12 protein-coding genes are annotated in these 11,301 nt (G+C 68.8%); 8 read left to right on the forward strand and 4 right to left on the reverse strand.

Annotated features, from left to right (window positions below; all coding sequences use genetic code 11):
- Positions 1–103: 103 nt before the first annotated feature.
- Positions 104–1,060, reverse strand: coding sequence for an AraC family transcriptional regulator (locus D457_RS0130485; protein WP_017584456.1), 957 nt, complete (start codon positions 1,058–1,060; stop codon positions 104–106).
- Positions 1,061–1,155: 95 nt separating this feature from the next.
- On the opposite strand from D457_RS0130485, the gene D457_RS0130490 reads away from it, so the two are divergent.
- A complete protein-coding gene (locus D457_RS0130490) occupies positions 1,156–2,010 on the forward strand; it encodes an NmrA family NAD(P)-binding protein (protein WP_017584457.1) in 855 nt (284 codons plus the stop codon).
- A gap of 169 nt (positions 2,011–2,179) precedes the next feature.
- Complete coding sequence (locus D457_RS0130495) at positions 2,180–3,064, forward strand: hypothetical protein (RefSeq protein WP_026117185.1); 885 nt, start codon at positions 2,180–2,182, stop codon at positions 3,062–3,064.
- Between the two features lie 130 nt (positions 3,065–3,194).
- Here D457_RS0130495 and D457_RS0130500 read toward each other — a convergent pair whose 3' ends face one another.
- On the reverse strand, positions 3,195–3,611 hold the full coding sequence (locus tag D457_RS0130500) for a hypothetical protein (RefSeq protein ID WP_051073081.1): 417 nt from the start codon (positions 3,609–3,611) through the stop codon (positions 3,195–3,197).
- Entirely contained in the window at positions 3,611–3,982 is a 372-nt protein-coding gene (locus D457_RS36065; RefSeq protein WP_152514429.1) for a hypothetical protein, read from the reverse strand. The genes D457_RS0130500 and D457_RS36065 overlap by 1 nt, the downstream gene beginning before the upstream one ends.
- Before the next feature lie 183 nt (positions 3,983–4,165).
- On the opposite strand from D457_RS36065, the gene D457_RS35200 reads away from it, so the two are divergent.
- The 6 genes from D457_RS35200 to D457_RS0130540 all read left to right on the forward strand — a co-directional run bounded on the left by D457_RS35200 (position 4,166) and on the right by D457_RS0130540 (position 10,840).
- Positions 4,166–4,432 (forward strand): GntR family transcriptional regulator, encoded by a 267-nt coding sequence (locus D457_RS35200; protein ID WP_083926907.1) that lies wholly within the window; start codon positions 4,166–4,168, stop codon positions 4,430–4,432.
- 792 nt (positions 4,433–5,224) lie between these two features.
- Positions 5,225–6,040, forward strand: a complete 816-nt coding sequence (locus D457_RS0130520) for a helix-turn-helix domain-containing protein (RefSeq protein WP_026117186.1) — start codon at positions 5,225–5,227, stop codon at positions 6,038–6,040.
- Positions 6,030–6,206 (forward strand): DUF397 domain-containing protein, encoded by a 177-nt coding sequence (locus D457_RS35205; protein ID WP_017584464.1) that lies wholly within the window; start codon positions 6,030–6,032, stop codon positions 6,204–6,206. Before D457_RS0130520 ends, D457_RS35205 begins: the two co-directional genes overlap by 11 nt.
- A 446-nt stretch (positions 6,207–6,652) precedes the next feature.
- Entirely contained in the window at positions 6,653–7,366 is a 714-nt protein-coding gene (locus tag D457_RS0130530; RefSeq protein WP_017584465.1) for a TetR/AcrR family transcriptional regulator, read from the forward strand.
- 11 nt (positions 7,367–7,377) lie between these two features.
- On the forward strand, positions 7,378–9,636 hold the full coding sequence (locus D457_RS0130535) for a glycoside hydrolase family 3 C-terminal domain-containing protein (protein WP_017584466.1): 2,259 nt from the start codon (positions 7,378–7,380) through the stop codon (positions 9,634–9,636).
- 229 nt (positions 9,637–9,865) lie between these two features.
- Complete coding sequence (locus D457_RS0130540; RefSeq protein WP_017584467.1) at positions 9,866–10,840, forward strand: arsenic resistance protein; 975 nt, start codon at positions 9,866–9,868, stop codon at positions 10,838–10,840.
- An 18-nt stretch (positions 10,841–10,858) separates the two neighbouring features.
- On the opposite strand, the gene D457_RS0130545 is transcribed toward D457_RS0130540, so the two are convergent.
- Positions 10,859–11,209: a MerR family transcriptional regulator gene (locus D457_RS0130545; protein WP_017584468.1), complete on the reverse strand. Its 351-nt coding sequence runs from the start codon at positions 11,207–11,209 to the stop codon at positions 10,859–10,861.
- Between the last annotated feature and the right edge of the window lie 92 nt (positions 11,210–11,301).

The following is an 11,301-nucleotide window of genomic DNA, read 5'->3' on the forward strand; positions in this document are numbered from 1 at the left end:
CCGTGCGGCATCCTAACGAACACGGAACGGAAGGGGCCGCCCACGGTGCGTCCCCGCGCTGGTTCGCCTCTTCGGGGTGGCACGTGTCGAACCGTTCCGCCCGCTATCCGACCGGCGAGGGTTCCTGTTTGGTCCTGCGGTAGTCCGAGGGGCTGGTTCCCGTGTGGTTCTTGAAGGCGGCGCTGAAGGCGAAGGCGCTCCCGTAACCCACCCGGGCGGCCAGTGGTTCCAGACCCAGGTCCGGTTCGGCGACCAGGAGGTCGCAGGCCAGGGTGAGCCGCCAGGTGCGCAGGTAGGTCATGGGCGGGCTGCCCACCGCGCGCTGGAAGCGGGCGGCCAGGGTGGCGCGGGAGACCGCGCACTCCCCCGCCAGGGATTCCAGGGTCCAGGGGCGGGCCGGGTGTTCGTGCACCAGGTCCAGAGCACGGGCGACGACCGGGTCGTGGCGTGCGCTGAGCCAGTTCGGGGCGGTGTCGGGACGGGCCTCCAGCCAGGCGCGGACCGCCATGATCAGCAGGGAGTCGAGGAGGCGGTCGTTGAGGGCGCTCTGCGCCACCCGTGCGGTCGTGATCTCCCGGGTGAGCAGGGAGACGACGGAGGCGTCGACCGAACCGGCGGGCAGCAGGGCCACCGGGGGCAGGGCGGCCAGGGCGAGTCGGCCGATCTCACCGGTGCCCTCGTAGGCGCCGAGGATCATGGTGTCGGTGCCCTCCGGGTCGTTTCCCCAGATGTTGACGCCATGGCTCATGGTCTGGTGGACCGCCCGGCCGTCCAGGCTCATGCAGCGGTTGCCCGGGTAGACGACAGTGCCCGGAACGGAGTCGGGCCGGTCGGAGATCACGTAGGGTTCCGCTCCCCGGATGAGCAGCACGTCCCCGGGGCCGGTCGGGAGGGGCTCGAGGCCTTCACGGCGCAGCCAGACCCGGCCGCCGGTGATCACCACCACCGTGAGGGCGGCCCCGTCGCGGACGTCGATGCCCCAGGGGGCACTCATCACCACGCGCAGGGTGAAGGCGGAGCGAGCGCGGGGCCCGTCGATCAGGTGCACAAGGGGGTCCATGGACCTCTCCTGAACCGGTCGGTACTGGACGTTCTCTTATGCAGTCCAGCAGAAGAACCATGTTCCGTCCAGGTGTTTGCGGCTGTACTGGAGTCATGGATACGCACAGCACCACCTCACGAGTCCTGATCACCGGCGGCACCGGGATGACCGGTCGCCGCATCACCCGACTTCTGGCGGAGCGGGGCGTCGACCACCGGGTCGCTTCCCGGTCCGGCCACCCGGCGACGGGGACGCCGCGCTTCGACTGGCACGACACCGGCACCTGGGACGCCGTACTGGAGGGGGTCGACGCCGTCTACCTCTGCTACCACCCCGACCTGGCCTTTCCGGGGGCGGCCGAGACCGTCTCCGTCTTCGCCGCGCGGGCGGCCTCGAAGGGGGTACGCCGGATGGTCCTGCTGTCCGGGCGCGGCGAACCGGAGGCCCAGCGCGCGGAGCGCCAGGTGCGTGAGGTCTTCCCCGGCCTGACCGTGCTGCGCTGCGCCTTCTTCGCGCAGAACTTCTCGGAGTTCTTCTTCCTCCCGGCCGTGCTGTCCGGAACCGTCGCGCTGCCGGTGGCGGACGTGCCCGAGCCGTTCGTGGACCTGGACGACGTCGCGGAGGCGGCCACCCGGGCCCTGACCGAGGACGGGCACGCCGGGGAGCTGTACGAGATGACCGGACCGAGGGCGCTGACCTTCACCGAGGCGGGAAGGGCCCTGGGCGAGGCCACAGGCCGCCCGGTCACCTACCGGAAGGTGTCCACGGAGGAGTTCGTGGCCGCCTCCGCTGCCGTCGGCATGCCCGAGGATGTCGCTCACGGGCTGGCGGAGCTGTTCACCGAGGTCCTGGACGGCCGCAACACCAAGCCCGCCGACGGAGTGGAGCGCGCCCTGTCCCGCCCGGCGAACAGCTTCGAGGAGTACACCGCCAAGGCCGCCCGAACCGGGGTGTGGTCGCGCGATTAGCGGATACCTCTTGGGCGCCCCGCCCCCGGAACAGAGCGCCCACTGATCTTCCGGAAAACCGCCACATGGCGGAGGAGGGCACGACATGATCACCCTGTGCCCCTCCCCCGCCTGTGACCTGGACGAACCGGGTCACCGCGGGGAACCGAACACACACGAGGAAACCCCTGTGCCCGGTCAAGAACACGAGATCCCGCTCAAGCTGGTCCAGAACCAGCCCGCCATGGCTCCCGTCCTGTTGGAGTCCCTGGGTTTCGACATCCCGCATCACACCGAAGCGATCAACACCAGCTCGGTGCTGACCAACTGTGATCCCAAAGAGCTCAACAGCGATGGTGCCGTTCTGCTGCGCGACGGCGCCCGACACGTTATGGCCGTCGTGGTGGAGCGCCAGAACGGGCGTGACTACGAAAAGCGGCTGACCTGGCCCGCCTATCTGTCCCTACTTCGTCTCAGGTTGGAGTGCCCCGCCGTGCTGGTGGTCCTGTGTCCGACTGAGGCGCTCGCACGCTGGTGCGCCACACCGATCCAGACCGGGCATCCGGGGTTCGACCTGTCTCCGTTGACCATCGGACCCGCCGAGATGCCGCTGATCGTGGACCGCGAACAGGCGCGGGCGCTCCCCGAGCTGGCGGTGCTGTCGGCACGCGCGCACGGCGATACCGACACCCGGACTTTGGAAGCCGTGTTGGAGGCCCTGGACGCCACGGCGAACAAGAACAGGGCGTTTTACTATGACTACGTACTGGCCGGCCTTAACGAGGCCGCCCGGAAGGAGCTGGAGGGCATGATGGCCGTGGAAACCTACCAGTGGCAGAGCGACTTCGCCCGCAAGTACGTCGGCATCGGCGAGGAGAAGGGGCGCGAAGAAGGCCGTGAGGAAGGCCGGATCACGGAGGCCACCCGGAACGTGGTCTCGATCCTCCAAACGCGCGGATTCTCCCTCACGGAGGCGACACGCCAGCGCATCGAAGCCTGCACCGACCTGGACACTCTCGAGAAGTGGGTTCCCCTGGCTGTCAAGGCAGACCGTCCGGAGGACCTCTTCGACTGACCGCACCGGAACGAACCCTGCCACCAGCAACACGAATGGCCGCGCTGGTGGCAGGTGCTTTCGCTGGTCCTGCTGGCAGACAGCGAAGAGCCCCGTCGGCGGTGCCGACGGGGTCGTGTTCGCGGAGCGGCTACCGGCGTCGCTGCCAGGGCTCGGGGAGCGGAGAACCGGAACGGAGCTCGGCGTCGAGCCTGCGCCACAGCGCACACGCGGAGCGGAGGGCGGCGAAGGACTGCGCGGCCCCGCCCACCTCACGAAGCGTCTCGGACACGGAGTCGTAGAGCGCGGTCACCGGCTCACGTCGTTTCGCATCACCGCTCACCCGCCAGTGGAGCGGGATCGGGGCACCGCTGCGAAGCAACCCGTCGAGCACGTCGAACGCGCTGTCCGTGCGCCGGAGCGCGACCACGCTCTGCTCCGGAACCACCGGCGTCGCCATCAAACGGGACACCTCCGCCGCCAGGATGTCCGCCGGAAGGCCGGGGGAAACGACCCCAGCCCCCGGCTCCGCGCCGGGGAGCTTCTGTGCGCTGTGGTTCACGGTCATCACGCGACCCCTTCCAGCACGGCCACACCCGACTGACCATGGTCAACACGCATGTGCCGCTGCTGTGCCTCGTGGGCCAGGTAGTAGCCCCGCACGAGGTCCGTCGGAGAGCTCGCTGCCTCCGGCTGGACGACGGACAGGTAGCCAGGCGAGGCGGGATGAAGCGTCACTGGCGGAGCTCCGTCCAGGGGGCGGCGCGGGGCCGGGAGTGCGCAGGCGTAGCCCGGACCCGCGGGGCGGGCCGGGAGGGGATTCGCGTAGCGGCGGACGCGCGCCGCACGAGCTTCTTCGCGGACCTCGCGACGGACGGCACGCGGAGCCGCGTGCAGCCCTCGGGCGGGACGGAGCAACCGCACGAGGGTTTCGAGCATGGCAAGTAGAGTGTGCACGTTGACGCTCCCATAAGCGTTGACCATGGCCCGGGGGTGGTAACGACACCCGCCGGGCTCTGCCATATCGGCATGCGTAACCTTACCGCAACCGTTCAGAGCTGTCCATGCTGTTCAGAGATGACCATACAGTTCAGACCTTCCCGGCATGGGACGATAAAAGGCATGACCACACCGCTTCCCGACGGGTACGGTCCGGACAGCCGACTCAAGGAAGGTCCGGAACCCAAGTACGTCCAACTCGCCGCCGTCCTCGCGGCAAGGATCAAACGTGGGGACTATCCCGGGGACACACGGCTTCCGAGCGTGGCGGAGCTACAGGACGAATTCCGCATATCACGCGGAACCGCACAGCGCTCCATGACTGTTCTCGCTGAGCACGGACTCGTCCGCGTATCAAACGGCAAGGGGGCGTGGCCAGTCCACCCCTAGACGGCAACCCCCGGAGCACGTTCTGGGCCCCTCCACTCGCGCACCGCTGGGACGGAGCACGGGCGCTCAGAAATGTCCGTCAGGGCACTCGCCGGACGTGTTGAGCAGCTTGCCGCAGTCAGTGCACATGTGGAGTTTTCCAGTCAGGGTTATGGGACTCGCTGGGTGATACCGCACGCGCGACACTGTTGAATTCGGGAACCAGGGGCACGATTCCAATCGTGCGGTGGGCATCCTGATACTGACGGAGGCCTGCTCCTGCGAGGAAGCGGTAGGCGCTCGCCCAGGCCAGGGGGAGGGGTTTGAGGGCGGCGGGGCCGCGTCAACCGTGCGAGATCAGCGAACGTGCGAACCGGAGCAGTCATATCCGCCCCAGGAGCTCGCCAGTGAGCCAGCGGGCGAGGGGTTCTTCCCCACCTTCGCGGCCGATCGGAGCAGTACGACCGCCCCCGTCAACCGCCGAGATCCACCAGCCTTCGGAGAGCCGCACCACGATGCAACGCCCCCCGTGCTCTGCCCGAACCTCGCCCACCTGGTCTCCGTCCATGGCCGCCACACCCCGCCGACGGATTGCGGAGTGCAGCGCGAGAACAGCCCTGTCTGTCGTGTCCGTCGCGAATGCGGTCACCACGTGAAACCTCCCGAAGCCGAAGGGTACTGAGGACACTTCGTAGTGTTGCTTTCCGGAACACACCAGGTAAAGGAGCTTGTGTATCCTCCGGAGCCTTTCCGTCTGCTTCGGAATTCTTCGGAACCGCTCCGAAACTGTCCGCTTTGTGATCTGCTGGAGCTATGCCCCCCGTGCCAAAGCAAGTTCTCCTGCGCTACGGACGTGAGGTCGCGCGCCTGCGCTCCGAGGCGGAGTTAACACAGACCTCGCTCGCCACCCGTGTCCAAAGCAGCAAAAGCCAGATATCAGACGTTGAATGCGGAAAAGCCCCTCCGTCCGCGAAGCTGCGCAAAGCCCTCGACGAAGCGATCGGGTTCGGCAGACTCGCCCGTTTGTGGGAAGACCTCACCGGCAGCGGGCGGGCACCATGGCTCTCGGAGATCGCTACCGCGATCCAGGACGCCCAAGCGGTCTGGGAGTACCAAGCACTGGCCTTTCCCAGCTACCTACAGACCGAGGCGTACGCGCGTGCTCTGGTGTCCGCGTCCGCCCCGTGGCTCTCCCCGGACGAACTCTCGAAAAGCGTTGACGAGCGGATGACCCGGGCGACCCACTTCGTAGACGCGCTTCGTCCGCTGCTGTGGCTGGTCCTGGACCAATCCCTCTTGAGCCGAAGGTACGGGGGCGTGATCACAGCACGTGAACAACTCTCCCACCTCGCAGACCTTGCGGAGCAGGAGCGGATTACCCTACAGATCATGCCCGCTGATCACCCCAGGCACCCCGGCAACTCCGGATCGTTCCGTGTGATCACCTTGCAGGACTCAACAGAGCTTGCCTACGTCGAAAGCGCCGAAGAGGGACGCATCCTGACCAGCGCAACCGTGGTCGCCCGACGTCGCATGCTCTTCGGGAGCCTGCAAGGCTTGGCATGGGACCCGGAGAGCTCCCTTCGGGCAGTCCGCGACGAAGTGAAGAGGTTGGACAGTGCAGGCTGAATGGCACAAGAGTTCCTACAGCGGCGGGACGAACGATTGCGTTGAGGCCCGCGAGTCCGCCCACGGTGCGGACGTGCGCGATACGCAGCACCGGGAAGCGGGTCACCTGTCGTTCCCCATCGCGGAATGGACGGCTCTCGTCGGGGACCTCCGGACGAACCGTTAGACGCCTCCGCACCGCCGGGTACCGGGATTGCCCCCTCGGGCCCGGCGAGATCAGGCGCGCCCAGCCCGCCAGTGCGATCGAAACCACCGCGCCGAAATTGCTTCTGGTAGCAAGATCACGGGGGATGTGCGGGGTGAGATGAGCGAGTGGCCCGCCTGCCCTCAGGCGGCCCTTCGTCCGCGTGGGCCACTCCGGCGGGCAGGGTCCAGGGCCCTGATGGGCCTCCGGGAGATCGACTAGTGTGTCTGGCACCACAAATCAACCAGATGGCAGGTTTCGCGCCGGTCGCCGTGCACCACCGTGCACCACGGTGACCGGGTCCCGCAAGAGCGGGAGAACGCGTGCCGGAACCGCTGTCTCGGAGCCCTCGCGGTCCTCCCGGCCTTCCCTGCCACCAAGGGAGCCCTGCGAGACGAACTGGTGACGACCTGCGAGGAGGGCCACCCGTGACGGACAGAGAGCGCGCCCGACAGCACCTGAGCCAGAACCCCAGGACGAGCAAGGGGGAGCGCACCCGGCAGCGCATCATCGACTCCGCCACAGAGCTGTTCTCCCGATCCGGCTACCGGGCGGTGTCACTACGCGACATCGCCTCGCACGCCGGGATCACCCACGCCGGGGTGCTCCACCACTTCCCCAACAAGGAAGCCACCCTCATACACGTGCTGAGCAAGCGCGACGCCGTTGACGCACCCCTAGTTCTGGACGAGGGGATCAGTCACCGGGAACTCATCGACAACATCGTGAAGATCGTCGAGCGCAACACGGGCACCCCCGGCCTGGTCGCGCTCTACGTCAACCTGTCGGCCGAGGCAACCGACCCCTCGCACCCCGCGCACGAGTACTTCTTTGGCCGCTACCAGATCCTGCGCGAACTCCTCGTTCCGGCGTTCGCCGAGCTCCTCGGGGGCCGACCGCACCCCACCCCCGAGGTGGCCGCCCAGCAGTTCCTGGCGCTCCAGGACGGGCTCCAGGTCCAGTGGCTCCTGGACCCGGGCACCGTGGACATGCGCGGCGCGGTCGTCTCCTTCCTGCGCACGCTCGGCATCGCCGTTCCGGACGATCCCGCTGGCCCCGCTGCCCCCGCTGCCCCCGCTGCCCCCGCTGCCCCGGCAAGATCCACCGGCACCGACTCCACGGGTGGCACCGACCCCACCTGAGAAAGGCCCCGATGAGTAACGCCCCCCATCTCGACCTGGCCGCGAAGGCCTCGGTCACCTCCGGCTCCGACACCTGGCACAGCACCGGCGTGGAAGGCGTGCTGCGCCCCCTCCACCTGTCCGACGGCCCGCACGGCCTGCGGCAGCAGCCCGAGGACGGCGACCACCTCGGCCTCGGCAGCAGTGTTCCGGCCACCTGCTTCCCGCCCGCCGTCGGGCTGGGCTCCACTTGGAACCCCGACCTCGTCCGCAGAGTCGGCCAGGCCCTGGGTGCGGAAGCCGCCTCGCTGGGCGTGGACGTCGTCCTGGGCCCGGGCATGAACATCAAGCGCTCGCCCCTGTGCGGCCGCAACTTCGAGTACGTCTCCGAGGACCCCCACGTCACCGCGCGGATCGCCGCGTCGCTGGTGGAGGGCATCCAGTCCGAGGGGGTCGGCGCGTGCGTCAAGCACTTCGCCGCCAACAACCAGGAGACCGACCGGCACCGGGTCAGCGCCGAGGTGGACGACCGCACGCTGCACGAGATCTACCTCGCCGCCTTCGAGGAGGTCGTCCGCAGCACCGGACCCGCCATGGTGATGAGCTCCTACAACCGGCTCAACGGTGTGTACACGAGCCAGGACCCGTGGCTGCTGACGGACCTGCTGCGCGGTGAGTGGGGGTTCGAGGGTGTGGTGGTCTCGGACTGGGGCGCCGTGGTCGATCGGGTCGCGGCGGTGCGCGCCGGGCTCGACCTGGAGATGCCGCCGAGCGGCACGGACCAGGACATCGTGGCGGCCGTGGAGAGGGGCGAACTCGACGAGTCCGTGCTGGACACCGTGGTGGAGCGACTGAAGCGGCTCCAGGAGCGGGTGCGTTCCGACACCTCGCGTCCGCTGGAACACGAGGCCAACGACGCCCTGGCCCGGGAGGCCGCCCGCGAGGCGCTGGTCCTGCTGAAGAACGACGGCGGCGCGCTGCCGCTGGCCACGGACCGCTCCTTGGCGGTGGTCGGCGAGTTCGCCCGCACCCCGCGCTACCAGGGCGGCGGTTCCTCACGAGTGATGCCGACCAAGGTGCACAGCGCGCTGGAGGAGTTCGGCGCGGCGGTTGAGGCGGGTTCGCTGAAGAGCGTGCGGTTCGCCGCCGGCTTCACCCTGGACGGGGCGGACGACCCGACGCTGGTCGAGGACGCCGTGGCGGCCGCCAGCGAGGCGGACACGACCGTACTGTTCCTGGGGCTGCCCGACGCCGCCGAGTCCGAGGGCTACGACCGGACCACGATCGACCTGCCCGCGCCCCAGCTGGAGCTGCTCGCCAAGGTGCGCGAGGTCAGTTGCCAGGTGGTGGTCGTGCTGTCCAACGGCGGTGTGGTGTCCGTGGCCGAGTGGCAGGACCAGGCGGACGCCGTGGTGGAGGGCTGGCTGCTGGGTCAGGCCGGCGGGGCGGCCGTCGTGGACGTGCTGACCGGCGCGGCCTCACCGTCCGGGCGGCTGACCGAGACCATCCCGGTGCGGCTGCGCGATCACGCCACCTACCTGAACTTCCCCGGTGAGAACAGTGTGGTCCGGCACGGGGAGGGTGTGTTCGTCGGTTACCGGCACTTCGACACCCTGGACGTGCCGGTCGCCTACCCCTTCGGGCACGGGCTCACCTACACGAGTTTCACCTACTCCGACCTGGAGGTGTCCCCCAGCACGGCGCCGGGCGAGGGGAAGGCGTGGACGGTGGCATTCACCGTCACCAACACCGGCGAGCGGGCCGGGCAGGAGGTCGCCCAGCTGTACACGGGGGTCGAGCAGGACTACCCGACGCGGCCCCGGCGCGAGCTCCGGGGATTCGCGAAGGTGGCGTTGGAGCCAGGCGAGAGCGCGCGGGTCGAGCTCCCGCTGACCGGACGCGACCTGTCCGTGTGGGACTCCAGGGACCAGCGCTGGTCCCTGGCCGCGGGCACCTACACCGTCTCCGTGGGTGCCTCCTCACGGGACCTGCCGCTGAGGGGTGAGGTCACCACGGAAGGCGACAGATATGTGCGCAAGCTGACGAAGCGCTGCACCATCGGCGAGTGGCGGGCGCACGAGATCGGCGGGCCGGTCATGGCGGAGCTGATCGCCTCGGTGCCCGACCTGGACGACGTGCCCGGAGAACTGCTGGAGATGGCCCGTTCCCTGCCCCTGATCAACCTGAGGTCCTTCGGTCTGGACGTGACCGAGGAGATGCTCGACCTACTGGTGGAGGACATCGAAGCCAGGAGGCAGGCGGCCGTCGAGCGCGGCGACATCACCGGCTGACTCTGGTGCGAAGAGCCGTGATGAGGGGCATCCGCGAAGGTCGGGGGCCGGTCTCCTCACGTCGGGGGGCCGCGGGCCCTCGTCCTGGTTCTGGGCGCCCGCGGCCTGACACCGACTCGGGAAAACCTGTTCACCGCCTTCGGCTAGCGTGGGTGGGCCGTCCACCGCCGGGTTCCGCGCGGGTGGGCGGTCCAGAGTCGCCGTCCGGGAAGCCGCGGGAAACCACAGCGTGTCCACGTCAGAGAAGTTCCAGAGTGTGTTCGTGGCGCTGGCCGCCGTCCTCGGGTTGGGCGCCGGGCTGCTGTGGCCGATGGGTGAGGTCGCGGGCTTCCTGGTCCTGCCCCTGCTGATAGTGATGCTGGCCGCGGTGTTCGCACAGGTGGACGCCGGGCAGGTACGGCAGGCGCGCGGGGCCCGGAAGGTGGTCGCCGCCAGCCTGGTGCTGAACTTCGTGTTTACGCCCCTGTTCGCCTGGGCGTTGGGAGCCGGGTTGTTGGGGGGATCCCCCGATCTTCGGATCGGGCTGCTCCTGCTGCTGGTGACCCCCTGCACGGACTGGTACCTGGTGTTCACCGGACTGGCCCGCGGGCACATGGGGGTCGCGGCGGCGGTACTGCCGGTGAACCTGGTGCTCCAGTTGCTGCTGTTGCCGGTGTACGTGCTGCTGCTCGGCGGCGAGGCCGCGATGGTCGGCACCGGCACCCTGGTGGAAGCGGTTCTGCTGGTGCTGTTGGTGCCCCTGGTGATCGCCTTGCTGGTGCGTTGGGGCGCCCGGCGGTGGAAGGGCACACGGTGGCGGGACGAGCGTGTGATGCCGGTGCTCTCCGCCTCGGTGCTGCCACTGCTGTACACGGCGGTCCTCGCCATGTTCGCCTGGCAGGCCCGAACGGTGGTGGCACACCTGAGCGACCTGGCGATGCTCCTGCTTCCGCTGGTTCTGTTCTTTCTGGTCATGCCGCTAGTCGCGGTGGGAGCTGGCCGGTTGCTCCGGCTCCCCGCCGACCAGCGGGTCACCCTCACCATGACATCGGTGGCCCGAAACTCCCCCGTGGCCCTGGCGATCGCCGTGGCCGCCTTTCCGGACCGCCCGCTCATCGCGGTCGCCCTGGTGACGGGCCCGTTGCTGGAACTGCCGGTGCTCGCGGTCCTGACCCAGATCGTGCGCGTACGCAAGGCCGGACCGGCCATGGACGCACGTTCCTAGCCGTCCCGCCGGGGGATCTCAGCCGCCGATCTGCCCTGCGAGGGTTCCCCGGTTGCGCTGGAGCTCGTCGATGCGCGCGTCCAGTTCGGCCAGTTCACGGCGGATGGTCGCGAGCAGGTCCGGGCACATCTCCAGTTCCAGGGGTTCGGACCCGTCACCGGTAGCGCACGGCAAGACCGAGGCGATGGTCCGGGTGGTCAGCCCCATGTCCAGGAGGGCGCGGATGTGCCGGACCGTGCGCGGAGCCTCTTCCTCGTAGACCCGGTAGCCGTTGGCGGACCGGGTGGACTCCAGGAGCCCTTGGTCCTCGTAGTAACGCAGCAGCCTACGGCTCACTCCGGTGCGCTCCGAAAGCTCCCCGATCAGCATGGGTGACCCGCCTCACTCTTGACCTTGACATTGGTGTCACTGCCTCAAGGCCGCGTAGTTAGCGTTCTGGACTGGGTGTCAAGCCCGTAACA

It is taken from the genome of Nocardiopsis valliformis DSM 45023, from assembly GCF_000340985.1.
GTDB classification, from domain to species: Bacteria; Actinomycetota; Actinomycetes; order Streptosporangiales; family Streptosporangiaceae; genus Nocardiopsis; species Nocardiopsis exhalans.